Source organism: Faecalibacterium sp. AF10-46, assembly GCF_003604105.1.
Taxonomy (GTDB): Bacteria; Bacillota; Clostridia; order Oscillospirales; family Ruminococcaceae; genus Faecalibacterium; species Faecalibacterium taiwanense.
On record NZ_QVGY01000001.1, the window covers coordinates 36447 to 60946 of the forward strand.

General features: G+C 57.6%; 21 protein-coding genes. 20 read left to right on the top strand and 1 reads right to left on the bottom strand.

What is annotated here, in order from left to right; all coding sequences use genetic code 11:
- Window positions 1-4: 4 nt before the first annotated feature.
- The 10 genes from DWV57_RS00205 to DWV57_RS00240 all read left to right on the top strand — a co-directional run bounded on the left by DWV57_RS00205 (window position 5) and on the right by DWV57_RS00240 (window position 10462).
- Window positions 5-1165, top strand: a complete 1161-nt coding sequence (locus tag DWV57_RS00205) for a glycoside hydrolase family 88 protein (protein ID WP_120019589.1) — start codon at window positions 5-7, stop codon at window positions 1163-1165.
- Window positions 1165-2853 (top strand): DUF2264 domain-containing protein, encoded by a 1689-nt coding sequence (locus tag DWV57_RS00210; protein ID WP_120019590.1) that lies wholly within the window; start codon window positions 1165-1167, stop codon window positions 2851-2853. Before DWV57_RS00205 ends, DWV57_RS00210 begins: the two co-directional genes overlap by 1 nt.
- 96 nt (window positions 2854-2949) lie before the next feature.
- Complete coding sequence (locus DWV57_RS00215) at window positions 2950-5958, top strand: glycoside hydrolase family 2 TIM barrel-domain containing protein (RefSeq protein ID WP_120019591.1); 3009 nt, start codon at window positions 2950-2952, stop codon at window positions 5956-5958.
- 455 nt (window positions 5959-6413) lie between these two features.
- A complete protein-coding gene (locus DWV57_RS00220; protein WP_243112270.1) occupies window positions 6414-6923 on the top strand; it encodes a hypothetical protein in 510 nt (169 codons plus the stop codon).
- Between the two features lie 206 nt (window positions 6924-7129).
- Window positions 7130-7408 (top strand): hypothetical protein, encoded by a 279-nt coding sequence (locus tag DWV57_RS00225; protein WP_242959396.1) that lies wholly within the window; start codon window positions 7130-7132, stop codon window positions 7406-7408.
- Window positions 7409-7411: 3 nt separating this feature from the next.
- Window positions 7412-7534 carry a hypothetical protein gene (locus DWV57_RS14900; protein WP_256372187.1) on the top strand — a complete coding sequence of 41 codons (123 nt, stop codon included), beginning with the start codon at window positions 7412-7414 and terminating at the stop codon, window positions 7532-7534.
- 169 nt (window positions 7535-7703) lie between these two features.
- Entirely contained in the window at window positions 7704-8735 is a 1032-nt protein-coding gene (locus DWV57_RS00230) for an SPFH domain-containing protein (RefSeq protein ID WP_118528245.1), read from the top strand.
- Window positions 8735-8935, top strand: coding sequence for a PTS ascorbate transporter subunit IIC (locus DWV57_RS00235; RefSeq protein ID WP_005940562.1), 201 nt, complete (start codon window positions 8735-8737; stop codon window positions 8933-8935). Before DWV57_RS00230 ends, DWV57_RS00235 begins: the two co-directional genes overlap by 1 nt.
- Window positions 8936-9067: 132 nt before the next feature.
- The gene (locus tag DWV57_RS14285; protein ID WP_133303621.1) at window positions 9068-9382 is read left to right on the top strand and encodes a hypothetical protein; all 315 of its coding nucleotides are present in this window, start codon (window positions 9068-9070) and stop codon (window positions 9380-9382) included.
- Between the two features lie 237 nt (window positions 9383-9619).
- Entirely contained in the window at window positions 9620-10462 is an 843-nt protein-coding gene (locus DWV57_RS00240; protein ID WP_120019592.1) for a response regulator, read from the top strand.
- A 149-nt stretch (window positions 10463-10611) separates the two neighbouring features.
- On the opposite strand, the gene hisS is transcribed toward DWV57_RS00240, so the two are convergent.
- On the bottom strand, window positions 10612-11853 hold the full coding sequence (gene hisS / locus DWV57_RS00245) for a histidine--tRNA ligase (RefSeq protein ID WP_097774680.1): 1242 nt from the start codon (window positions 11851-11853) through the stop codon (window positions 10612-10614).
- A gap of 123 nt (window positions 11854-11976) precedes the next feature.
- Here hisS and DWV57_RS00250 point away from each other — a divergent pair, with 123 nt between their 5' ends.
- The 10 genes from DWV57_RS00250 to DWV57_RS00295 all read left to right on the top strand — a co-directional run bounded on the left by DWV57_RS00250 (window position 11977) and on the right by DWV57_RS00295 (window position 24442).
- The gene (locus tag DWV57_RS00250; RefSeq protein WP_120019593.1) at window positions 11977-13194 is read left to right on the top strand and encodes an MFS transporter; all 1218 of its coding nucleotides are present in this window, start codon (window positions 11977-11979) and stop codon (window positions 13192-13194) included.
- Window positions 13195-13490: 296 nt separating this feature from the next.
- The gene (locus DWV57_RS00255) at window positions 13491-14192 is read left to right on the top strand and encodes a hypothetical protein (RefSeq protein ID WP_120019594.1); all 702 of its coding nucleotides are present in this window, start codon (window positions 13491-13493) and stop codon (window positions 14190-14192) included.
- Window positions 14193-14209: 17 nt separating this feature from the next.
- Complete coding sequence (locus DWV57_RS00260; RefSeq protein WP_005935035.1) at window positions 14210-15208, top strand: GGGtGRT protein; 999 nt, start codon at window positions 14210-14212, stop codon at window positions 15206-15208.
- A 110-nt stretch (window positions 15209-15318) separates the two neighbouring features.
- Window positions 15319-17235, top strand: coding sequence for a flavocytochrome c (locus DWV57_RS00265; protein WP_120019595.1), 1917 nt, complete (start codon window positions 15319-15321; stop codon window positions 17233-17235).
- The gene (locus DWV57_RS00270; protein ID WP_005940526.1) at window positions 17232-17630 is read left to right on the top strand and encodes a NusG domain II-containing protein; all 399 of its coding nucleotides are present in this window, start codon (window positions 17232-17234) and stop codon (window positions 17628-17630) included. The genes DWV57_RS00265 and DWV57_RS00270 overlap by 4 nt, the downstream gene beginning before the upstream one ends.
- Window positions 17631-17892: 262 nt before the next feature.
- Window positions 17893-19536, top strand: coding sequence for an HlyD family efflux transporter periplasmic adaptor subunit (locus DWV57_RS00275; protein ID WP_097778329.1), 1644 nt, complete (start codon window positions 17893-17895; stop codon window positions 19534-19536).
- Window positions 19537-19550: 14 nt separating this feature from the next.
- Window positions 19551-20300 carry an ABC transporter ATP-binding protein gene (locus tag DWV57_RS00280; protein ID WP_118528235.1) on the top strand — a complete coding sequence of 250 codons (750 nt, stop codon included), beginning with the start codon at window positions 19551-19553 and terminating at the stop codon, window positions 20298-20300.
- Complete coding sequence (locus DWV57_RS00285) at window positions 20297-21502, top strand: ABC transporter permease (RefSeq protein WP_120019596.1); 1206 nt, start codon at window positions 20297-20299, stop codon at window positions 21500-21502. The genes DWV57_RS00280 and DWV57_RS00285 overlap by 4 nt, the downstream gene beginning before the upstream one ends.
- A gap of 58 nt (window positions 21503-21560) precedes the next feature.
- The gene (locus DWV57_RS00290; RefSeq protein ID WP_118528233.1) at window positions 21561-23663 is read left to right on the top strand and encodes an S-layer homology domain-containing protein; all 2103 of its coding nucleotides are present in this window, start codon (window positions 21561-21563) and stop codon (window positions 23661-23663) included.
- Window positions 23663-24442 (top strand): phosphoribosyltransferase family protein, encoded by a 780-nt coding sequence (locus tag DWV57_RS00295; protein ID WP_120019597.1) that lies wholly within the window; start codon window positions 23663-23665, stop codon window positions 24440-24442. The genes DWV57_RS00290 and DWV57_RS00295 overlap by 1 nt, the downstream gene beginning before the upstream one ends.
- The last annotated feature ends 58 nt before the right edge of the window (window positions 24443-24500 follow it).

A 24500-nucleotide genomic window follows, 5' to 3' on the forward strand; every position in this document is an offset into this window, starting at 1 on the left:
CACGATGAAAACCTACCAAAACCACGCTATGACCGATGCCGAGGCAAGGCAGGCTCTGGCCGATGCCTGCAAGCAGGTGGAGACCAATCTGCCGCTGTACACCTACCAGTGTCAGAACCATTCCAGCGTGAACAATATCTACCCCGGCTGCGCTAACGATCAGTGGACCTGCGGCTTCTGGCCGGGGGAGATCTGGCTGGCCTACGAGGCCACCGGCGACGAGAAATTCAAGACCGCCGCCCTCATTCAGGTGGACAGCTTTGCCGACCGCATTGCCCGCAAGGTGGAGGTAGACCACCACGACATGGGCTTTTTGTACAGCCCCACCTGCGTGGCAGCGTGGAAGCTGGTGGGCAGCGAAAAAGGCAAAAATGCCGCCATCGCTGCCGCCGACCAGCTGCTGACCCGTTACCAGCCCAGCGGAAAGTTTTTGCAGGCCTGGGGCACCATGGATGACCCCGACAATTACCGCTATATTATCGACTGTATGCTGAATGTTCCGCTGCTGTACTGGGCCGGCGAGACCACCGGAAACGACCACTACCGGGAGATCGCGGCAGCGCATACAGCAACCACACTGGCAAATTCCTTCCGGCCGGATGGCAGCACCTACCACACCTTCTTCATGAATCCGGACGGCACCCCCAAGGGTGGCCGCACCTGTCAGGGCTACAAGGATGACAGCTTTTGGGCCAGAGGGCAGGCATGGGGCGTGTACGGCAGCGCCATCGGCTACACCTACACCCATGATGAAAAGTTCCTCGAGGTGTTCCGCAAGGCGCTGGAGTTTTATCTCTCCCGCCTGCCGGAGGATCTGGTGCCCTGCTGGGATATGGTCTTTGCCCCGGAAAGCGGCGAGCCGAGGGACAGTTCCTCGGCGGCTATCGTGGCCTGCGGCCTGCTGGAGGCTGCAGAATATGTGGACGAAACAGAAGCTGCCCAGTGGCGCACTCTGGCCCGGCAGATGCTGGGCAGCCTTGCGGCAAATTACGCCGTCAAGCCCGGCACCCTGGGTTCCGGCCAACTGCTCCACGGCACTTACAGCAAAAAAAGCCCCTACAACACCTGCACCCCGGAGGGCGTGGATGAATGCACGAGCTGGGGCGATTATTTCTACATGGAGGCGCTGACCCGCCTGACCAAAGACTGGGAGATGTACTGGTGATGAACTTGCAGACCAAAGCGGATTTTACCGCGCTGATGCACAAATTTCTCGACCCGCTCAAACCGTATTATTCCGCAGGCTGTGCCCGGCTGCATCTGGGCGAGACCGGCGTGACCTACAACCGGAGCGCCATTGAGCTGGAAGCCTTCAGCCGCCCGCTGTGGGCACTGGTACCCTTCTGGGTGGGCGGTGGCTCTGACCCGCAATTTGAAGAAATCTACCGCAAGGGTCTTGCCGCCGGTGCCGACCCGGAAAACCCCGAATACTGGGGCACTACTGGGGAGTACGACCAGTGCTATGTGGAAATGGCTGCCATTGCCTGCGGCATCCTCACCGCGCCGGAAAAGCTCTGGACACCGCTTTCGGACACCGAAAAGCAGAACCTTGCCGCATGGCTGGGGCAGATCAATGTCCACACCATCCCGGACTGCAATTGGCAGTTCTTCCGCATTCTGGTAAACCTTGCCCTCAAGAGTGTGGGGATGTCCTACAGCCCGGAGCTGCTGGAGGACGGCCTTTGCAAGATCGACAGCTATTACAGCGGCGACGGCTGGTCTACCGATGGTGCCAGCATCCAGAAGGATTACTACATTCCTTGGGCCATCCAGTATTACGGGCTGCTGTACTCTAAGCTTGCCGCCGACACCGACCCCCGGCGCGCAGAACTCTACCGTCGGCGCGCCCAGCTGTTTGCACAGCAGTTCGTCTATTGGTTCGATGCCAACGGTGCAGCGCTGCCCTTTGGCCGCAGCCTGACCTACCGGTTTGCCCAGAACAGCTTCTGGGCAGCCTGCATCTGGGCTGGGTTGGAACCGCTGCCTCTGCCGGTAATGAAGGGGCTCATCGTCCGCAACTTCAACTGGTGGCTGGAACAGAAGATGTTCGACCGGGACGGCATTCTGACCATCGGCTACTGCTACCCGCAGATGTATATGGCCGAGCGGTACAACGCCCCGGGCAGCCCTTACTGGGGCATGAAGAGCTTTTTGCTGCTTGCTCTGCCGGACGACCACCCCTTCTGGTCTGCAGAGGCCGCTCCCATGCCCGCATTAGAATGGCTCAAACCCATGCCCTACGCCAATATGCTGGTGCAGCGCCGTGCAGGCCGGGTGACGGCCTACGCCGCCGGTGTCAACGAGGGACACGGGCATGGGCAGTTCCCGGAAAAGTACGCAAAATTTGCCTACGATACCCGCTTTGGCTTCTGCGCCTCCCGCAGCCGTGAGGTGCTCAATCAGGCTGCACCGGACAGTATGCTGGCCTTTGTCATCGACGACAATGTGTTTGTGCGCAAGGTGAGCAAAACGTGGAAAATTGAAGCAGGGGCTGTGACTGCGCAGTGGTCACCTTTCCCCGGCATTGAGGTGACCACCACCATCACCCCCACTTCCACCGGCCACCGCCGCCACCACGAAATTGACAGCATATACGAATGCGATGCCTACGACTGCGGCTTTGCCGTGCCCAATTTTGCGCCGGACTACAAGGAATGCGCCGAGGATGGCCTTGCCACCGCCAGCTGCGATACCTTGCGCAGTGCCGTGGCAGGCAGGGGAGAGGCCGTTGTCATTGGCTGTGACCCCAACACCAGCCTGTATTTTACCAACGTCCACCTGCCTGCCGTAAAGTACCACATCCCCAAGGGGCATACAGAGCTGGATACCGAGATTTTTGACGAAGTAGACTGATGCCGCTTCTCTCCGGGAAAAAGTCGTTTTTGTACGGCTGATTTTCCTATTTGCTGTGCTATAATGAGAGCAGAATTATGCTGCGAGGTGAAATTTATGCCCTTGAATAACCCGATCACCCCGGCGCTGCTGGCCGACCCGGAAATTTTTCAGCAGAACCGCCTGCCTTTCCACGCCCATTTTGCGGACCAGACCAGCCCGGAAATGCCCCTGACTGTCAGCTTGGACGGCGCGTGGAGCTTCCGCTATGCAGAAAATCTCACCGCCCCCTTCTCGGAGTGGGACACCCTGACCGTGCCGGGCTTTATCCAGCTGCAGAGTCTGCAAAAGCCCGGTCACCCCTACGGCACGCCCCATTACGTCAACACCCAGTACCCATGGGATGGTCATGAAAAGCTGCATCCCGGCGAGATCCCGCAGGCGTATAATCCCATCGGGGAGTACCGGCGCAGCTTCACCCTGCCGGAAAACTGGGCAAGCTGCTACCTGCGGTTGAACGGTGCGGACAGCGCCGCCGCCGTCTGGTGCAACGGGGTGTACATCGGCTACACCGAGGATGCCTTTACCCCCGCTGAATTTGATATGACCGCCGCCATCCACCCCGGCGAAAATACCCTGACTGTGCAGGTGTATCGTTTTTGCTCCGGCAGCTGGCTGGAAGATCAGGATTTCTGGCGCATGAGCGGTTTGTTCCGCTCGGTGGAGCTGTTCACAAAACCGGAAGTTCACCTCGAGGATGTCTTTGTGAAGCAGAGTTTTGCAGATGATTTTTCCAGCGCAACCGTCACCTTTGATTGCAAGGTCAGCGGCGCAGGCACCATCTCGGTGGTGTTTGACGGCGAGGAGCAGTCTGCCGAGGTGGGTGAGCCTGCCGAATACGACAGCGGTGTGGTGTTCGGCAAGGGCGAGGCTGACCCGGATGTGGAGGAGGACGTGCAGGATGTTTCCTTTACCTTTGCGGTGGAGCACCCTGCCCTGTGGAGCGCCGAACAGCCGAACCTGTACGAGGCAGAAATTGCCCTGCTGCGCGAGGGTGCTCTCGTGGAACGCACCGGGCTGAAGGTCGGTCTGCGCAGGTTTGAGTTGAAAGACCGTCAGATGCTTTTGAACGGCCAACGTATCGTGTTCAAGGGTGTCAACCGCCATGAGTGGAGCTGCCGCACCGGCCGCACGGTCAGCCGGGAAGAGATGCTGTGGGATGTGCAGAACCTCAAGACCCATAACGTGAACGCTGTGCGCACCAGTCACTACCCGGACGACCCGTATTTCTTACAGCTTTGCGATGAATACGGCTTGTATGTCATCGGGGAGACCAATCTGGAAAGCCACGGCACATGGCAGAAGCTGGGTTCGGACGGCTCGGACAAATGGACGCTGCCCGGTGCACGCCCGGAGTGGCGGGAGAACGTGCTTGCCCGCGCCGAAGCCATGCTGGAACGGGACAAAAACCACCCCGCTATCCTCATTTGGTCTTGCGGCAACGAGAGCCACGGCGGCAAGACCCTGTGGGAGATGAGCGAATACTTCCGCCACACCGACCCCAGCCGCCTTGTGCACTACGAGGGCATTTTCTGGAACCGGGAATACCCTGCCACCTCCGATATGGAAAGCCAGATGTATACCCCGGTGGCAGACATCAAAAAATTTCTGGCAGAGCACCCGGAAAAGCCTTTCATCATGTGCGAGTACAGCCACGCCATGGGCAACAGCTGCGGCGGCATTACCGACTACACCGAGTATGCCTACGAAGAGCCGCTGTATCAGGGCGGGTTTATCTGGGAGTACATGGACCACGGCATCGCGGTGACAGAACCGGACGGCAAGCCCGGCTTTGCCTACGGCGGGGACTTTGGCGACCGCCCCACCGACCGGGAGTTCTGCGTGGACGGCCTTGTGCTGCCCGACCGCCGCAATACCCCCAAGATGGATGCGGTCAAGGCGGCATACGCGCCGCTGAAAATCACCCTGACCGACACCGAAGCCGTGATTGAAAACCGGAACCTCTTTACCGACCTGAACGCCTACGACCTTGTGTTTGCATCCTCGGTCAACGGCAAGCCGGAGCGTCGCGCGGTACTGCGGGCAGACTGCGCACCCGGCAAGACTGTGCACATCGTGTTCCCGTTCGCTCTGCCGGAAACAGGGCTTTCCTGCATGACCATTACCGCTATCCAGCGGGCTGCGCTGCCCGGAATCACGGCGGGCTATGAAGCCGCCTTTGGGCAGGTATGGCACGACCACACCACTGCCCGGCTGACCCTGCCCGCCCCGCAGCTGGTGGAGATGGATTACAACATCGGCGTAAAGGGCGAGGGCTTTGAGTACATCTTCAGCCGGGGCAAGGGGCTTGTGTCCATCCGCTATAACGGCGTGCAGCTGCTGGACGATACCGTGCGCCCCAACTTCTGGCGTGCGCCTACCAACAACGACGAGGGCTGCGCAGAGCCGTTTGCATCTGCCTTCTGGAAAACCGCTGGACTGTATGCCCGCTGCGATAACCTGACTGCCGAAGCAAAGGGTGAGTTCGTCACCGTCCGCGCAAACTACACCCTGCCAGATGGGCAGACGCTGCCCATTGATTTTGCCATCGACGGCGCAGGTCGCTGCGATATCACTATGACATGGCAGGGCGAGCACACCGAACTGCCGGAGTTCGGGCTGCTCTTCCCGCTGCGGCGGGAACTGACCGAGGTCTCCTATCTGGGGCTTGGCCCCCGGGAGACCACCGCTGACCGCACCGCAGGCGGTAAGATGGGTGTGTGGAACTACAACGTCCGGCAGGATTTTGCCCAGTACACTCCGGTCTATCCGCAGGAATGCGGCAGCCGCACCGGCGTGTACAGTGCAACTGTCACCGGCAGCATCCCGGGTATCGGTTTTGCAGGGGACGGCATGACCTTCTCGGCACTGCCCTATACGCCCCATGAGCTGGAAAACGCCCGCCACCTCTATGAACTGCCCCGGGACGACAGTAAGACTGTTGTCCGCTGCGCGGCCTTCCAGCGCGGCGTTGGCGGCGACAACAGCTGGGGCGCAAAGCCCCATGCGGACACCTGCTTTGCGGTGGAGAAGGGAACCTCGTTCCGTTTTATGATCCAAAAATAAAAATTCACTTTGGTCTTATTGCAAAACCGTCACAAGATAAAAATTAACGCAACATACAAATAGTATATTTGCGATACATTGACCGTGCCGTCTCTGCCAAGACCAATAACCGTTCGCAGTTCCGCTCTTGATTTTTACATTTCGCCGCTCCGGCGGCATACAAAATCCCCCTTCACTGACTTCATCGGCCAGTGTAGGGGGATTTTTTGTTTGTAGATTCGTTTGTGCAAATTGCTATCGCATTTTTATTTTGCAACAGCCCCTTTTTTGTTATATAAACCTGAGAATCATTGCGCGGGGTATCGTGATTGTGCTACAAATTTTTATGAAATTATATGCAGCTATACGATTTTGAGAAATTTTGTAGACGAGTGAACAAACTTGGATTAAATTTAAGCTACAGTAGATAGTGTTCTGAAATTCGCGGACTTCTTCTCTTCGATGGAGGAAACAGTATGAAAAAGATGATTGCAGGGATTCTCTGTCTTGTGCTGGCACTTTCATTATCTGGCTGCGGAACAAATGCTCAAAGTTCAGATACATGTAATACGAACTACGAAGAGGGATACACTGCTGGCTACGAAGCAGGGTATCATGATGGAAAACAGCAAGTGACCGGAAATGAAAAGCGATTTGCACAGTTTTCGGGTTCTTTTACAGCTACTGTTGAGCAGCTCCTGCCTGATTATTACGCACTTCCGGGAAAAACGATTGCCGTTGTTCACTTCTTTCAGGACAGGCCATTTTTGCTTCATTTCCAGAAGGACTTGACAGGCGAACTGATTGAAGGAACATCTTATGTGTTTGAGTTTGAGACTTTTCAAGTTGAACTTCCCGAGGATGAAGAAGATCTGGATATTTTAGATTATATGTATTCAATAAATGTTACCGGTTATAGAGCTGCAGAAGATGATGAACTCGGAACGGATAGCAAGCTGCCAACGGTTGAAATCGTATTGAAGTAAGCTGCCAAGCTGCTTTACAAGAAAACGCGGAGATGAGCAGTATACATTGCAGATAGGATTCAAACGTCGTATGAAGAACACATTTTCAAAAAATAAAACTTGCTCCGGATTTTTGCTGATCGTATTTTCAGCATATATGCTATGCTATCTTCTCTCTCAAACAGTGCTTCGTGAGATTTATCTGTTTATAGCAGTTTGCGTTTTTAATGCACAAGCAACATCCGCAAACTGCATATCGCAAATATGCCGTTTTAATAGGCACTATTTTTGAAAATTGCGATAAATGGACAGCAGACCATTATTATTTGTGTCTATGGGCTGCATCTGGCATTTTCTGTTTTCCGGAAATGTATAATGCAGCTCTGATCACAACAGTTGGAAACGGGGCAGGAATTCTGCTTGGCCAGTTGTTGGGTGATTTCATCATCAAAATAAATGCAGCAAAAATCACGCCGGATCTGTACATAAATATCGGAGAAGAGTAATATATGGGAAGCTTCGGAAAGATATCGGTAAAATATGTGTTCAAGGCAGAGGAGTTCCAGAAGGCATTCGATACCCTTGCAGACCGCAACAGCGGCGCTGGCAAGGTGGTGCTGACCTTCGCCTGAGAGCAAGTGTCCTTTACATTATAAAAAGATAAACAAAAAGGAGCTGCTGCACAGTGTTTGTGCGGCGGCTCTTTTTTGCCTGCGGAGGACTTGACAAGAATGATATAAAGTGATATGATTTTGATATCACAAAGAAACGCTTCCACACCTTGTGAAGGAGGGAACTGTTATGGAAGAGAAAATTCTGCAGACGAAAAAGAACGGCATGGTCATGCTGCTGCTCACCCTGCTGGGCTATGCTGTTACCGTCCCGCTGTTTTTCTACAGCATCATTCTGCTGGACGAAAGCCTGTTTCCGGGCATCCTGCTCATGATCTTGTCCATCGCATACTGGGTGGCGGGCATTTTCCTGTTCTGCGGCCTGAAGGTGTTAAAGCCTCAGGAAGCACTGGTGCTCACCCTGTTCGGCGATTACATCGGCACTCTGAAGGGACAGGGCTTTTACTGGGTGAACCCCTTCTGCACCGCAGTCAACCCGGCAGCTGGCACCAAACTGAGCCAGAGCGGCGATGTGAACAGCGGCGAGACCGGCATGGCGGCCCTGCTTAAGGCAGGTAACAGCAGTCCCCAGACCGCAGAATCGACCAGCAAGAAGATCTCGCTAAAAATGATGACCCTCAACAACTCCCGCCAGAAGATCAACGATTGTCTGGGCAACCCGGTGGAGATCGGCATTGCGGTCATCTGGCGCGTGACCGATACCGCAAAGGCCGTGTTCAATGTGGACAACTACAAGGAGTACCTCTCCCTGCAGTGCGACAGCGCTCTGCGCAATGTGGTGCGCGTTTACCCCTATGATGTGGCTCCCAATGTGGACACCACCGGCGACGGCGTAGCCGATGAGGGCAGTCTGCGCGGCTCCTCGGAGGTGGTAGCCGCCCGCATCCGGGACGAGATCCAGAAGAATGTAGCCGAGGCCGGCATCGAGGTAGTGGAAGCCCGCATCACCTATCTGGCCTATGCGCCGGAGATCGCGGCCGTGATGCTGCAGCGCCAGCAGGCAAGCGCCATCATCGATGCCCGCAAGATGATCGTGGACGGTGCTGTGGGCATGGTGGAAATGGCCCTTGAACGCCTGAATGAGAACAAGGTAGTGGAGCTGGACGACGAGCGCAAGGCGGCAATGGTCTCCAACCTGCTGGTGGTGCTGTGCGGCAACCGTGATGCCCAGCCCATCGTGAACAGCGGCAGCCTGTACTGATGGCAGAACCAAAAAAGCAGGTGCCCCTGCGCCTGAACGCGAAGCTCTACGATGCCCTTGCCGCCTGGGCCGAAGATGACTTCCGCTCGGTGAACGGGCAGATCGAATATCTGCTGACGGAGTGCGTGCGGCAGCGCAAAAAGAACGGCAAGTATGTCTCGGACCAGATCGATGTGCCGCCTGAACTGGATATCAAATAAATACCAATTGGCCCCGGCTGTGCGGATGAACTTTGCATGGCCGGGGTTTGTGTTTATCGGTGGCTCCCTAAAGGCTGAAAATGAATTTCCAGCCGCAAAATAACGAAAATACATTGACACAGTCGGCTGATCGTGATAGACAGCAAAAACAAGACTGTCCGTCAGCTCAAGATCGACCGCGACACCATGGCAGAGGTTACGGTGCTGGGTATGCTGGGCAACCCGGTAGGCACCACCCAAATGCAGATCAGCATTGCCCATGGCTTTGGCGATGGCAGGGAAGAAAGCTGCGGCTACGCCCGCGACGCAGTCTCGCGCCTGCTGCAGGGCGAGAGCATCGATTTTTACCGTGCTCAATCAGGTGGACTACGACAACTATATGGGCCGCAAGTACTACAAATCCTACTCAAAGTATGGAAAGTACGGTTATTACAAAAAGTATTATAAGCGGAGCCACGAAGCAGAGAAAAAATGAGCGGATCTACGGATTATCATGCGCACTTCGCCTTGGGAAAGATGCCTCTTTCAGCCGGCTGCTTCATGAGGAAACTGATGGGGAAGGAACGTCTTTTTGTAAAGAAGTGTGGAGCTTCTGTCTTTTTGTGCAAAAAAACTTGCGAATCAAAGGACAAAGTGTTAAACTGAAAAAGAGAACATGTATGGTAAACTTGCGGGGGTGTACGAATGAAGATACTGGTCGTCGATGATGGACAGCTTGCGATCAACTCGCTGATCCGCATCCTGTGCCGCGTTGCACCCGACTGCGACTATATCAGCGCCATGACGACCGAGGATGCACTGAGCTGGATGCGTCAGGGGCCGATGGACGCGGCTTTCCTCAATCTGGAAATGCCCGGCATGAACGGGCTTGCTTTGACGCGCATGATCCAGAAGCTGCAGCCGCGCTGCAACATCATTGTGGTAACAGAGCACCCGGAGTATGCGCTGGAAGCGCTGCAGATCTTCGTGAGCGGCTTTTTGCTCAAGCCTGCAAACGAGGCGGATGTGCGCAATGTGCTGGAGCATCTGCGCTACCCGCCGGAGAATGCCCCTGTCGGCATCAAGATCCAGTGCTTTGGCAATTTTGAGATCTTCGTGGGTGGGCGCGCTCTGGCCTTCAAGCGCAGCAAGAGCAAGGAGCTGCTGGCCTATCTGGTGGATCGCAATGGTGCCACCTGCACCAACGGCGAAATGCTGGCCGTGCTGTGGGAGGATAAGCCCGACACCGCATCGTTGCACAGCCATCTCCGCAATCTGATCTTTGACCTGAGCCATACGCTGGAGGATGCAGGTGTTACCGGCCTGCTCATCCGCGGCCGCAGCACACTGGCGCTGGACACCAGCAAGGTGGATTGTGATTATTACAATTTCCTGCGGGGCAACCGCTCGGCCACCAATTCCTATCGCGGCGAGTATATGACCCAGTATTCTTGGGCAGAGGTGACCCGTTCAGCGCTGCGCCAGCAGGCAAATGTGCAGAAAACAGCCTCGATCCCCAGTTACTATGTGCCGCCTACCGGCTTTTAAACCAGAAAGAACACCTCAGAAAATCGCTCGATTTTCTGAGGTGTTTTTTCTTGACATGAAAATACCCCCAGAGCACTCAGAGTTTTGTTTTTACTCTGTCTACTCTAGGGGCAGCGTATCAAAAGTAAAGGGGCTTTGTGTGCAATTATTTATTGCTGCGCAAAAATTTTGATCTCATCCTTATCCATAAAGGCGGCACCGGAAAAACCGGAAGCTTCCAGCTGGCCCAACTGTTTGCCCAGCTTCTTGGCCTGCTGCAGAACGGTGACATTGTAGCTGCTGCGCAGGTCTGCAGCCTTGGCAAGAACGGCGGTGAAGTCGGCATCCTTGCCGTACAGCAGGGCGATCTTCTGCTTTGCGCCGGGGATCTGGTAGCCCTGTTCCAGCAGGATGCCACACACCCGCTCGAAGCCGATGGAGAAGCCCACGGCGGGCACCTGAGTGCCCAGGAACTTGCCCACCATGTTGTCGTAGCGGCCGCCGCCGGCCACGGCACCGCTGAACTGCGGACAGGTGATCTCAAACACCATGCCGGTGTAGTAGCCCTGACCGCGCACCAGACTGGGGCAGTAGGCTACCTGATAGCGGCCTGCAGCCATGGCGTTGGCGGTAGCAAGGACATACTTGAGGTCGTCGGCAATGGCGGGGTCTGCGCAGCGGGCAGCCACGGCATCCAGCGTGACTTCGCCTGCGGCAATGAAGTCGGCCAGTGCGTTGATGGCATTTTCCGGCAGCTGCTTTTCGGTCAGCTCAGCCTTCACACCATCGGCGCCGATCTTGTCCATCTTATCAAAGGTGATGCAGACGGAATCCAGCGTATCAGCGGAAAAACCCATGCTCTCCAGCATCCCGCGCAGGATGCGGCGGTCATTGATGTTGACGGTGAAGCCGGTGAAGCCGATGTTCAGCAGGGCACGGGTGGTCACGTCGATCAGTTCCACCTCGGCATTGGGGGAAGAATCGCCCAGAATGTCGATATCGCACTGTACGAACTCGCGCAGACGGCCCTTCTGCGGGCGCTCGGCGCGGAACACACGGTCGGTCTGGATCACCTTGAAGGGGCTGGGCAGCTTATCCTTGTTGGCGGCATAGTAGCGGCTCAGCGGCAGGGTCAGGTCATAACGCAGGCCCATATCGGAAAGCTGCTTGGGGTCGCCGGTGTTCAGGGCAGCGGTGAGCTTATCGCCGCGCTTGAGCACCTTGAAGATCAGGTTCAGGTTGTCGCCGCCGTCGGATTTGTCCAGATTTTCCATATCCTCCAGCATGGGGGTGGAAATGCGCTCGAAGCCGGACGCGCGGTAGGTCTCCAGAATTTTGCCCTGAATGTAATCGCGCAGGGTCTGCTCTGCGGGCAGCAGGTCGCGCATGCCCTTCAATGCCTGTGTTTTCATAAGATGGTTCCTCTCTATATAAATCAATGTAAATACCTTTACCTTATTCATTATAAAGAAATCTGCCGTTTTGTCAATTGAAATGGGCACACTGTAAAGGGAAAACCATTCGGAGGACAGACGATGAAACAACAATTTACAGCAAAACATCCGTGGACCATCCTTGCGGCGGGCGCAGCCATTCAGGTGCTCACGGGCATCCCGGCGGCGTGGGGCGTGTTCCAACAGCCGGTGATGGAGGAGTACGGCCTGAGCGAGCAGGGGGCAGGCTATGCCTTCGGCATCCTCATTGCGGCGTTCGGCGTGGGGTGCGTCCTCGGCGGCTTTCTGCAGGACAGCCGAGGCCCGCGGTGTGCGGCTCTGTGGGGGACAGCACTGCTGTGCGGCGGATTTTTTGCAGCGGCCATGCTGCCGGGCGGCAGTGCGGTCAGCTTCTTTCTGACATTCAGCATCCCGGCGGGGCTGGGCACGGCGTTTCTGTACCCGTCCATCCAGTCCTGCGCACAGAAGTGGTATGCCGGGCGCAAGGGCCTTTCCACCGGCGTGATCGGCGGGGCGGTGGGGCTTTCCGGTGCGTTCCTCACCGTGTTCGTGCGCACAGCGGTCAGCGGCTTTGGGATCGTGCAGGGCATCCGGGGCGCATTTTGGGCACTGGGGGCCGTCACGCTGCCCGTCTGCCTTGCGGGCAGTCTGCTGCTGCAGGACCCGCCGGAAAGCAGACAAAACCAGCAGGGAAGCGGCAAAAATGAGATCGACCTTTCCCCGTGGCAGATGCTGAAAACAAAGCAGTACTGGCTGTGCGCAGGCGCGGTGTGTTTTTCCACCCCGGCGGTGCTTCTGTTCAGCCCCATCATCCTGAAGCTGGGCGTGGAGCGGGGGCTGGACGAGAACGCTGCTCTGTGGAGCGTGGTGCTGGGCAGCGTGGGCAGTGCGGCGGGCCGCCTGCTGATGCCCATGCTCAGCGATAAAATTGGCCGCAGGCCCACCGATCTGCTGCTGTTTGCAGTGTCGCTGGGGCTTTCGGCAGGGTTTGCGTTTGCGCAGGGCTGGTGGGTGATCGCCTGTTATGCGGGGCTTACCTTCTGCTATTCCGGCCTTGCAGCAGTGCTGCCCGCCCTTTCCACCGATCTGTTCGGCCTGCCGCACGCAGGGGTGAACTACGGTTTTCTGGCACTGGGGCAGAGCGTGGGCAGTCTGGCCTTTCCGTTTGCAGCAAATCTCTGGGGGTTGGAAGCCGGGCGGCACTGGCTTGCCGTGGGCGGCGCGGCGGCGGGCTTTGCGGCCATGTGGGTACTGAAGCCTGCCGGGCAGACACCGCGCAGGCAGGACACAGGAGCGTGAAATTTGCCCTCTTGACATAGTTGACAAAAACTTGACGAATGAAATGACAAAAGCATCCGAATTGACAGTTAGCGGAAGGCAACTGCAAATAGTTTTGATGTTTTTTACCGGAAATGTATTGCAAAATCCGTCAGCTTTCTCTATAATAAAATCATGCGTGGTAGTACCGGTGAAGGCGCTGAAAGAGAGCGGCGCACCCGGTCAAATGCAAGCAGCAAAGGGCAGCGGCTGTGCCGGCAGGGCGCGGCGGCGGCTTTGTGTTGCAAAGCAACATTTGTCAAAAGGAGAGTATGATTATGACCTATTCGCAGCAAGTACAGAATATGTGCCCGATCACCAAAGGTCCTAAGCATGGTCCGGCTCCCATCCCCGAAGAGGGCGCATGGGTCAAGGCCTATGAGATCAAGGACATCAGCGGCTACACCCACGGTGTGGGCTGGTGCGCACCTCAGCAGGGCACCTGCAAGCTGTCCCTGAACATCAAGAACGGTGTCATCGAGGAGGCTCTGGTGGAGACCATCGGCTGCTCCGGTATGACCCACTCTGCTGCTATGGCAGGCGAGATCCTGCCCGGCAAGACCATTCTGGAAGCTCTGAACACCGACCTGGTGTGCGATGCCATCAACGTTGCTATGCGCGAGCTGTTCCTGCAGATCGTCTACGGCCGCAGCCAGACCGCTTTCTCTGAGGACGGTCTGCCCATCGGCGCAGGTCTGGATGACCTGGGCAAGGGCCTGCGCTCCATGACCGGCACCATCTTCTCCACCAAGGAAAAGGGCGTCCGTTATCTGGAGCTGACCGAGGGCTACATCAACAAGCTGGCTCTGGATGCCAACGATGAGGTCATCGGCTATCAGTTCGTCAAGCTGGGCAAGATGATGGAGGATATCCGTCACGGCAAGACCCCCAACGAGGCTTACGAGAAGAACGTGGGTACTTACGGCCGCTTCAGCGCAGAGCAGGGTGCTGTGAAGTACATTGACCCGCGTGAGGAATAAGAGAGGAGGAACAACTCATGGCAACTTTTGAATCTATGGATCGCCGCATGCCGAAAATCGAGGCATGCCTGAAGGCTAACGGCCTGGAGTCTCTGGACGCTTGCAACGAGATGCTCCTCGCAAAGGGCATCGACTGCGACAAGATCGTGCGCGGCGTTCAGCCCATCTGCTTTGATAACGCTGTCTGGGCATACACCCTGGGCACCGCTATCGCCGTCAAGCGCGGCCTGACCGATGCTGCCGAGTGCGCTGCTGCCATCGGCGAAGGTCTGGAAGCTTTCACCATCCCCGGCTCTGTCGCTGAGCAGCGTCAGGTCGGTCTGGGCCACGGCAATCTGGGCGCTCGTCTGCTGAGCGAGGACACCACCTGCTTCGCTTTCCTGGCAGGCCACGAGTCCTTTGCTGCTGCTGAGGGTGCTATCGGCATCGCCCGCACCGCAAACAAGGTCCGCAAGACCCCCCTGCGCGTCATCCTGAACGGCCTGGGCAAGGATGCAGCTTACATCATTTCCCGTATCAACGGCTTCACCTATGTTCAGACTGAGTACGACATCCCCACTCAGACCCTGACCGTCGTCAAGGAGATCCCCTTCTCCGAGGGCGAGCGCGCAGCTGTCAAGTGCTACGGCGCAAATGACGTTATGGAAGGCGTTGCCATCATGAAGAAGGAGGACGTTCAGTGCTCCATCACCGGCAACTCCACCAACCCCGTCCGCTTCCAGCATCTGGTTGCCGGCACCTACAAGAAGTGGGCCATCGAGAACGGCAAGAAGTACTTCTCCGTCGCTTCCGGCGGCGGCACGGGCCGTACCCTGCACCCCGATAACGTGGCCGCAGGCCCCGCAAGCTATGGCCTGACCGACTCTCTGGGCCGTGTGCACGGTGATGCTCAGTTCGCTGGCTCTTCCTCCGTGCCCGCACACGTTGAGATGATGGGCCTGATCGGTATGGGCAACAACCCCATGGTCGGCGCTACCGTCGCATGCGCTGTTGCTGCAGCTCAGGCTAACGCCTAAGTCTTTTCTAAGTTTCAGCGAGGGGGAACTGCTTTCCGAATGAGCAGCTCCCCCTTTTTTGCTGATAGATGTCCGAACACAAGCAACCCGAATATGAGAAGGAAGAAACAATGAAAAAGAATCAGATCCGCAAGAGCGTGGCTGCGCTGGCCATGGCGGTTGTTGTGGGTGTCAGTCTGCTGGGCTACGGCTGCGGCAGCAAGCCCGCTTCCACCGCAGGCGGCGTGTCCGGTGATTTCATCGGCACTGCCAAGGGTATGGGCGGCGATGTTACCGTTACCCTGACGCTGGAAGACGGCAAGATCACCGGCTGCACCGCTGAGGGCAAGGATGAGACCCCCGGCATCGGTACGCTGGCACTGGAGCAGCTGCCCGCTCAGATCGCTGAGACCGGCAGTATCGCCGTGGACGGCGTGTCCACCGCGACCATCACCTCCAACGCCATCAAGGAGGCAGCAGCCGCTGCCCTGACTGCCGCCGGCCTGAACGCCGACGACTATAAGATCGAGGTCAAGGCCGACGCGACCAAGGCCGAGGATTCCACCGTTGACGCTGACGTTGTCATCGTGGGTGCAGGTGGCGCAGGCATGACCGCTGCCATCACCGCTGCTGCCGAGGGCAAGAGCGTTGTGATCGTGGAGAGCCAGGCCATGGTGGGCGGCAACTCTGTGCGCGCTACCGGCGGCATGAACGCCGGCAAGACCGTGTATCAGGATGAGAACGAGTTCGGCGAGTCTGCCGGTGTCGAAAAGACCCTGAAGACTGCTGCTGAAAAGTACGCTGACAACGAGACCATCACCGCTCTGGCAAAGACCGTCTCTGAGCAGTGGGCTGAGTATCAGGCCAACCCCACCGGCTACTTCGACTCTGTTGAGCTGATGGAGCTGGACACCATGATCGGCGGCAAGGGCATCAACGACCCTGCTCTGGTGGAGACCCTGTGCTCCAACTCTGCTGATGCCATCGACTGGCTGGACGAGCACGGCATCACCCTGCACAGTGTTTCCAGCTTTGGCGGCGCATCCGTCAAGCGCATCCATCGCCCTGTGAACGCAGAGGGCAAGACCGTTTCTGTCGGTTCCTACATGATCCCCCTGCTGGAGGAGAACTGTGAGAAGGCTGGTGTTCAGATCCTGCTGAACACCACCGCCAACGAGATCCTGACCGATGCGAGCGGCGCTGCTGTGGGCATCAAGGCCACCGGTTCTACCGGCGAGACCGTCACTGTGAACGCCAAGGCTGTGGTGCTGACCACCGGCGGCTTCGGCGCAAATCTGGACATGGTCACCGAGTACAAACCTGAGCTGAAGGGCTTCATGACCACCAACGCTGCCGGCGCTCAGGGTCAGGGCATTGAGATGGCGACCGCGATCGGCGCTGGCACCGTGGATATGGACCAGATCCAGATCCACCCCACCGTTGAGGCCAACACCGCTGCCCTGATCACCGAGGGTCTGCGCGGCGACGGCGCTGTGCTGATCAACGCCGAGGGCAAGCGCTTCATCGACGAAGTGGGCACCCGTGACGTGGTCTCTGCTGCTGAGATCGCTCAGACCGGCAGCTACAGCTGGCTGGTGGTCGATCAGGCTATGGTCGATGCTTCCAGCGTCATTCAGGGCTACATCAAGAAGGGCTTCACCGTGACCGGCGAGACCTACGAGGAGCTGGGCAAGGCAATGGGCGTTGATGAGGCTGCTTTTGCCGAGACCATGAAGACTTGGAATGGCTATGTTGAGGCCAAGAATGACCCCGACTTTGGCCGCACCAGCTTTGCAAACCCGCTGGATACTGCTCCGTACTATGCAATCAAGGTCACTGCTGGTGTGCACCACACCATGGGCGGCCTGACCATCAACACCAACACCGAAGTCCTCAAGGAGGACGGCACTGTAATCCCTGGCCTGTTTGCAGCAGGTGAGGTCACTGGCGGTGTGCACGGTGCAAACCGTCTGGGCGGCAACGCTGTTGCAGACTTCACCGTGTTTGGCCGCATTGCAGGTAAGGCTGCCAGCGACTACGCTGCATGAGTACCCGCAAAGCACCTGAAAACGCTTCCGGCTCCAAAGGTCTGAAACCATGGATGAAGAACCTGATCTTTGCTGCAGTGATCCTTGTGCTGGCAGCAGCGCTGTATTTCGGCGTGCGCGCAGCACACAGCAGCAAGGGCAGCGGTCTGCAGGCCACCGTCGATTTTGGCGATGGCATCACCGAGACTCTGCCGCTGGATACAGACCACGATTACCTGTATGATGTGGGCAATTATGTCGTGCATCTGCAGGTAAAGGATGGTGCCATCGCGTTTTTGGACAGTCAGTGCCCGGATCATGTGTGCGAGCAATTCGGCTGGCTGGACAAGGACGGCGCATGGGCTGCATGCGTCCCTGCCGGGGTGTATGTGGTAGTGGAAACTACAGCTGAATAAAGATCGTGCTTCAAAAAAGAGGCAGTACCCTGCAAGAGCGGGGCACTGTCTCTTTTGTTTTGTCTGGAAGGCAAAAGAAGGCACGGTGTGAAAGTTGGATAAAACTTTGACATAAATGCGTCAAAACAAAATTTAGACGCTTGTGTAATAGACGAAAATGCGATAAACTAACAATAAACTCTTTATCGCGCGCTTTTGCAAAGCCTGCGCCCGATACCGAAACCAGGGCATGCCCTGAAAGATACAGGAGGAAACAGCAAGCATGATCTTTAAAAAGAAGCAGGATGCTGCAGTACAGCAGACGGCTGCGGGTGAGGCAAAGCCCGCAGCGAAGGGCGGCAAAGCAGCAGCCTTTTTCCGCAAGAACTGGAAATGGATGGTGCCGGTGGTGTGCGTGGCCGTGCTGGGCGGATGGTTCATCCTGCGCCCGGACAAGGCACAGGACACCAATGTGGATGTGAGCTATGTGCAGACCACGCCGGAAAAGCGGGATCTGTCCAACTCCCTCAGCGGCACCGGCACTCTGAACCCGGCCAATACATATAACGTCAAATCGCTGGTGGCAGGCAAGGTGCTCACCAGCACCATTGAGGAAGGCGACATTGTAGAGGAAGGCACTGTGCTGTACACGGTGGATGCCTCCGATGCCACCACCAAGGCAGAGCAGGCATCCATCACCCTGCAGCAGGCACAGCGCAGCTACGATAAGACCGTGGACCGCCAATATGTGCGCGCCGAGGTGGCAGGTGTTGTGAGTACCCTCAAGGTAGCCAAGGGCGACGAAGTGACCAGCGGTCAGGAAGTGGCGGTCATCCGTGACAGCTCCAAAATGGTGCTGCAGCTGGAGTTCCCGGCAGCGGATGCCGCCACCTTCTCGGTGGGCCAGAGCGCAGAGGTGACGCTGGACGGTACCTTTGAAATGCTGACCGGCACCGTGACCGCTGTGACCGGTACCGATGCCCTGAGCACCGGCAACCTGCTCACCCGCACCGTGACCATTGCTGTGCGCAATGCAGGCGGCCTGACCACTGCGCAGGCAGCAACGGCAACCATCAATGGCGTGAACTGCATTGCTGCCAAGTGCTTTGAGTATCAGGCGGAGCGCACCCTGACTGCCCTTGCCGCCGGTACCGTGACGGCCATCAATGTGCCGGAAGGCGGAGCCGTGAACAAGGACGATATCGTGCTGCAGATCAGCGGCGAGGACCTTACCGAGGCCATCCAGTCCGCAGCCGAGACCTTGCGCAGCGCAGAGCTGAACATGGATAACCTGCAGGAGGCCATGAACAACTACACGGTCACTTCGCCCATCAGCGGCACCATCATTGAAAAGAACGCCAAGGCCGGTGATGCACTGGCCACCGGTGCCGACCTGTGCACCATCTACGACCTGAGCTATCTGGTCATGGTCATCAATGTGGACGAGCTGCAGGTCAGCGATGTCTCGGTGGGCCAGAGCGTACAGGTGACGGCGGATGCAGTGCCGGATAAGACCTATACCGGCACAGTGACCCGTGTTTCCATGAAGGGTACCTCCAGCGGCGGCACCACCACCTACCCGGTCACGGTGCGCATCGATGAGACCGAGGGTCTGCGCCCCGGCATGAATGCCAACGCAGAGATCGTGACCGCGGAGGCGGGGAACGCTCTGGCGGTGCCCAATGCAGCCATCGTGCGCGGCGGCTATGTGTTGGTGACCAAGGATTCGCCCAGTGCCGCCAATGCAGACCCCGATATGACCGCACCGGAAGGCTATGTGTACGTTCCGGTCAAGACTGGTGTGAGCGACGATGACTATACCCAGATCATCAGCGGTGTTACCGGTAATGACACCGTGGCCTATGACCCCAGCTCTGTGAGCACCGATGACTATTACGACGATGGCAGCAGTGTCATGATGTTTTAACGCAGGAGGAAGCGATGAGCGCTCTGATCGAGTTTGATGAGGTGTGCAAGTATTACCAGATGGGTGATACCACGGTAAAAGCAGCAGACCACATCACCATGAAAATCGAAAAAGGCGAGTTCGTGGCCATCGTCGGCCAGTCCGGTTCCGGCAAGTCCACCTGTATGAACATCATCGGCTGTCTGGATGTGCCCACCCACGGAACCTACCGGCTCAACGGCAGGGATGTGGGCAAGATGAACCGCAACGAGCTGGCTGCGATCCGCAACGAGATGCTGGGCTTTATCTTCCAGCAGTACAATCTTTTGCCAAGGCTCAACCTGATGGAGAACGTGGAGGTGCCGCTGGTGTATGCGGGCATTGGCCGCGCCGAGCGCCACGCCCGGGCCAAAGAGGTGCTGGAGCAGGTGGGTCTGGGCGATAAGCTCAGGAACCGCCCCAACCAGCTTTCCGGCGGCCAGCAGCAGCGTGTTTCCATCGCCCGGGCACTGGTGCGGAACCCGGCGGTCATTCTGGCCGACGAGCCTACCGGCGCACTGGACAGCCACACCGGCCGCGAAGTGCTGGGAATGCTGCAGCAGATGCACGATGAGGGCCACACCGTGGTGCTCATCACCCACGATAATTCCATTGCGGTGCAGGCAGACCGCATCATCCGTCTGGAGGACGGGCGGGTGGTCTACGATGGCGATGCCCATGCACCGGAAGCCATGGTGCAGCCCACGCTGCTGCCGGAAACGCCGGATGAGGAGGAGAAAGCATGATCATTGAAACCTTCCGTCAGGCCATCCAGAACGTGTGGAGCAACAAGCTGCGCACCTTCCTTACCATGCTGGGCATCATCATCGGTGTTATGGCAGTCATCGTCATCGTGGGCTTGGGCAACGGCATGACCAAGAGCATGCGCGACAGCTTTTCGGCACTGGGCACCAACACCCTTTCGGTGCAGGTGTGGGGCAACGGCTCCCGCACTGTTCCGGTGGAGGAAATGTACAAGCTGCCCACGAAGTACCCGGAGCTGATCCAGTCCATTTCGCCGCAGATCGATTTCAGCGGCAGCGGCACGCTGAAGATCGGAACCAACAGCTACCGCTGGTCCAACATCAGCGGTGTGGACGAAAACTATTCCGTTATGAAGAACTACCAGATCGCGCAGGGACGCGGTCTGCAGTACATGGATATCAAGGACAACAAGCAGGTGTGCGTCATCGGCGATTATCTGAACCGCGTAGCCTTTGGCGGCAACGGCTTGGGCCAGACGCTTAAGATCGGTGCCAACAAGTTCCGCATCGTGGGCGTGCTGGCGGCAAAGGTGAGCGACCCGGACATGCAGCAGGGCAGCGACGACGACTGCGTTTATCTGCCCTATACCACGGCCATGCGCCTGTCCAGCCAGAGCATAGTGAGCAACTATGCCGCAGTCATGGAGGATGAGAGCCGCGCCAACGAAGCAAAGTCTGCAGTGGAAGGCGAGCTGCAGCACCTGCTTGGCTCGGATAACGGCTACTATGTCTACAGCGCCAGTGAGTGGCTGGAGGAAATGAACAAGATGATCAACATGGTCATCGTGATCCTGACCGGCATTGCCAGCATTTCGCTGCTGGTGGGCGGCATTGGCATCATGAACATCATGCTGGTGTCGGTGACTGAGCGCACCCGCGAGATTGGTATTCGCAAGGCACTGGGTGCCAAGGAACGCACCATTCTGTCGCAGTTCGTGGTGGAAGCAGCCACCACCTCGGCGCTGGGCGGTGTACTGGGTATTGCACTGGGCTACATCGTATCCATGGTGGCGAACCGGCTGCTGCCCATGTTCACCAGCGGCACAACGGTCACGGTCAGCCCGTCCTTCAACTCCATTGCGGTGGCCTTTGGCATCTCGGTGGGGATTGGCGTGCTGTTCGGCTACCTGCCCGCAAAGCGCGCAGCGCGGCTCAACCCCATTGAAGCATTGCGCTATGACTGAACTCTTCTCAGCCGGCGTTGCGCCGGACTGCCAAACACCAAGGAAGGGGAATATACCTATGAAAAAACGTCTTTTCGCATGTCTGCTTGCAGCATGCCTGGCTGTATCCGTGCTGGTGCTTCCGGCATCGGCGGCCAGCCTGAACAACTCGGCCATCCAGACGGCCATCACGCTGGGCGCTATGGATACCAGCCAGACCGGCAGTCTGGATGCTGCCGTCACCCGCGGTGCATTTGCCAAGATGCTGGTCTCCTTTTCGGCCTACCGCGAAAGCGCCAGCCAGCAGGGTAATCTGGGCACACTGTATAAGGATGTGCCCGGCAGCTCTCAGTGGGCACCCTATGTGCGCATTGCGGTGCAGCAGGGCTGGATGAACGGCTATACCGATGGTACATTCCGCCCGGATAATGTGGTCACGCTGGAAGAAGCCTGCACCGCAGCGCTCAAGCTGCTGGGCTATAAAATGACCGACCTCAACGGCGTGTTCCCGACGGCACAGCTGAACAAGGCGCAGGAACTGGGCCTGCGCAACCAGCTGAACCGCAGCCAGAGCGAGGCCATGAACTATGAGGACTGTGCTCTGCTGCTGTATAATACCCTCACCGCCAACACCGCTTCCGGCAGCGCTTACGGTACCAGTCTGGGCTTTACCGTCTCCAATGGCCAGGTGGACACCTCTACCGTGATGCTCAAGAGTCTGAAGGGCCCCTTTGTGGCAGCGGAAGGCACCCAGCTGCCTTTTACGCCGTTGAGCGTGTACCGCAACGATAAGGTCTCGGCTTCGGCAGAGTTGAACCGTTACGATGTGTATTATTACAGCGAGAGTCTGCAGACGGTATGGATCTATACTCGCCGTGCTGCGGGCCGCATCACTGCGGTTTCGCCCAGTGCAAGCGCTCCCACGGCGGTTACAGTGGCGGGCACCAGCTATAAGCTGGGCAGCACAGCAGTGGCTTCCAAGGTGTCCAGCCTGAACGGCGGCGGCGTGGGCGAAGTGGTTACTCTGCTGCTGGGCATGAACAATGAGGCGGCGGATGTTATTACCGGCGCAGAGGCCGACGAGGTGTTCTACGGCGTGGTGCAGGGCGCAGCCCGCAGCCTTGTGGAAGATAACGGCGCGGATGTGCTGCAGCGCGTGGCTGTCATGTGTACCGATGGTGTTCAGCGCACTGTGAATGTGGACAAAAGCCTGAACTACCCCAAGGGCTGGCTGGTAGAGATCCGCGTAACGCCGGAAGGCGAGTCCGTGAGCGGCATCGAGAACAAGGTCGTTGCCGGCAAGGTCAATGCAGATGCAACGGCACTGGGCAGCTATGCCCTTGCCGACGATGTACAAATTCTGGATACAACTGCGGAGGGTGTGGCTGGGACGGTTCGTCCCAGCCGCCTAGCGGGGACAGACCTGAATCTTCTGAACGTCCGCTACTATACGCTGAATGAGAAGGGCGAGATCGACCGCCTGATCCTGAATGATGTCACCGGCGACCTGTGGACCTACGGCGTGCTGGATGATATCAAGAATGTGGCAGTCAACTACTCGGAACTGCAGACGCTGGCCAAGATCATTTCCACCGGCAAGAGCGACAGCACGGATACGCAGGATAAGATTGTGGACGACCTGAAGGATGTTCTGGTGCCCACCACCAGCGAAGTGCTGTGGGGTGTGATCAACGGCGACATCCTCTCCACTCTGTGGCAGAAGATCACAGCCAACACGGATAGCCTGCTCAGCCTTGGTCTGCGGCAGGTGGGCAGCCTTGTAGGCGAACCGTATGCGTCCATCTTCCGCTATATTGGCGGCGGTGCTACCTATGTGTGCTATGTCAATGGTTCGCAGGTAGCTTTCACCACCAACGTCAAATATCCGGTGCTGGTAGGCGGTGTTGCAGCCCGCAGAGAGACGACCGGCAGCGTGCGGACGATGGTCCAGCTCATGCCCATGAAGATCGATCAGGTGGGTGCAGCGTCGGTCATGAGCAACGGCACCCGCTTTGAGATGGCGGACGACGCACAGGTGTATCTGTGGTACAAGGGTCAGTACTACGCCACCAAGCTGACCGAGGTCAACTCGGAGGGCTACTACCTGACCGGCTGGTACGATAACTTTGGCTGTGCTGCGGGCAAGCGCGTGCGTGTGATCGTGGCCGTTAAAAAGGACTGATGGATTATTACAGCGTCCCGCGCCGCATTCTGCGCGGGGCAAGGCAGTTGGTGTACCCACGCCGCTGCCCGTTTTGTGATCGGGTGCTGGGCAGTGTGCCTGTCTGCCCGGATTGTGCCGCAGAGCTGGAAGAGCTGCGCCGGAAGCCAGGAATGCGGCTGGACGCTTCTCAGCATTATTTAGGGGAACTGACCGGTGCAGCAGCACCGTTCCGGTATGAGGGCTGTGTGCGGCGCGGCATCCTGCATACCAAATACCATGCTGCACCGTGGACAGCGGTGGAGCTGGGCCTCTGGCTGGCAAAGCTGGCCTTTGGCAGCGAGATGCATATGGCCGGTGCAGAACCGGTGCCGGAGCTTGTGGAAGGCATGTCCCTTGGGTACGACTGCATCGTTCCCGTACCGGCATCCGGCAGAGCGCGCGGCTATAATGTGCCGCAGCTCATGGCGGTGCCGCTGGCCCGCGCACTGGGGATACCGCTGTACCCGAAAGCACTGGGCCGCACTCGTGCAAAGCGGCATCAGGCGGGCCTGCCCTTTGAGCAGCGCCTTGCCAATGTGGCGGGTGCCTTCCGGGTGACGGACACGGAACTTGTGGAGGGCAGAAAGGTGCTTTTGGTAGACGATGTGATTACCACCGGTGCCACGGCAGCAGCCTGCACACAGGCGCTGCTGGCAGCCGGTGCCGAAAGTGTGTTTGCAATTGCACTTGCCACTGTTGAATTTGAAACGTTTCCCGCAGGGAATCAGCCGCTGCAGGAAAACGAGCCGGAGTTTTGAAAATTTATTTGCAAAAAACTGGCAGAAAAAGCTTGACAAAACACCCTGAATCAAGTAT

Bases quoted from the DNA above. Each gene is read 5' to 3' on its own strand.
- DWV57_RS00205 (WP_120019589.1), top strand. From the start codon at position 5: ATGAAAACCTACCAAAACCACGCTATGACCGATGCCGAGGCAAGGCAG.
- DWV57_RS00210 (WP_120019590.1), top strand. From the start codon at position 1,165: ATGAACTTGCAGACCAAAGCGGATTTTACCGCGCTGATGCACAAATTT.
- DWV57_RS00215 (WP_120019591.1), top strand. From the start codon at position 2,950: ATGCCCTTGAATAACCCGATCACCCCGGCGCTGCTGGCCGACCCGGAA.
- DWV57_RS00220 (WP_243112270.1), top strand. From the start codon at position 6,414: ATGAAAAAGATGATTGCAGGGATTCTCTGTCTTGTGCTGGCACTTTCA.
- DWV57_RS00225 (WP_242959396.1), top strand. From the start codon at position 7,130: ATGCACAAGCAACATCCGCAAACTGCATATCGCAAATATGCCGTTTTA.
- DWV57_RS14900 (WP_256372187.1), top strand. From the start codon at position 7,412: ATGGGAAGCTTCGGAAAGATATCGGTAAAATATGTGTTCAAGGCAGAG.
- DWV57_RS00230 (WP_118528245.1), top strand. From the start codon at position 7,704: ATGGAAGAGAAAATTCTGCAGACGAAAAAGAACGGCATGGTCATGCTG.
- DWV57_RS00235 (WP_005940562.1), top strand. From the start codon at position 8,735: ATGGCAGAACCAAAAAAGCAGGTGCCCCTGCGCCTGAACGCGAAGCTC.
- DWV57_RS00240 (WP_120019592.1), top strand. From the start codon at position 9,620: ATGAAGATACTGGTCGTCGATGATGGACAGCTTGCGATCAACTCGCTG.
- hisS (WP_097774680.1), bottom strand. From the start codon at position 11,853: ATGAAAACACAGGCATTGAAGGGCATGCGCGACCTGCTGCCCGCAGAG.
- DWV57_RS00250 (WP_120019593.1), top strand. From the start codon at position 11,977: ATGAAACAACAATTTACAGCAAAACATCCGTGGACCATCCTTGCGGCG.
- DWV57_RS00255 (WP_120019594.1), top strand. From the start codon at position 13,491: ATGACCTATTCGCAGCAAGTACAGAATATGTGCCCGATCACCAAAGGT.
- DWV57_RS00260 (WP_005935035.1), top strand. From the start codon at position 14,210: ATGGCAACTTTTGAATCTATGGATCGCCGCATGCCGAAAATCGAGGCA.
- DWV57_RS00265 (WP_120019595.1), top strand. From the start codon at position 15,319: ATGAAAAAGAATCAGATCCGCAAGAGCGTGGCTGCGCTGGCCATGGCG.
- DWV57_RS00270 (WP_005940526.1), top strand. From the start codon at position 17,232: ATGAGTACCCGCAAAGCACCTGAAAACGCTTCCGGCTCCAAAGGTCTG.
- DWV57_RS00275 (WP_097778329.1), top strand. From the start codon at position 17,893: ATGATCTTTAAAAAGAAGCAGGATGCTGCAGTACAGCAGACGGCTGCG.
- DWV57_RS00280 (WP_118528235.1), top strand. From the start codon at position 19,551: ATGAGCGCTCTGATCGAGTTTGATGAGGTGTGCAAGTATTACCAGATG.
- DWV57_RS00285 (WP_120019596.1), top strand. From the start codon at position 20,297: ATGATCATTGAAACCTTCCGTCAGGCCATCCAGAACGTGTGGAGCAAC.
- DWV57_RS00290 (WP_118528233.1), top strand. From the start codon at position 21,561: ATGAAAAAACGTCTTTTCGCATGTCTGCTTGCAGCATGCCTGGCTGTA.
- DWV57_RS00295 (WP_120019597.1), top strand. From the start codon at position 23,663: ATGGATTATTACAGCGTCCCGCGCCGCATTCTGCGCGGGGCAAGGCAG.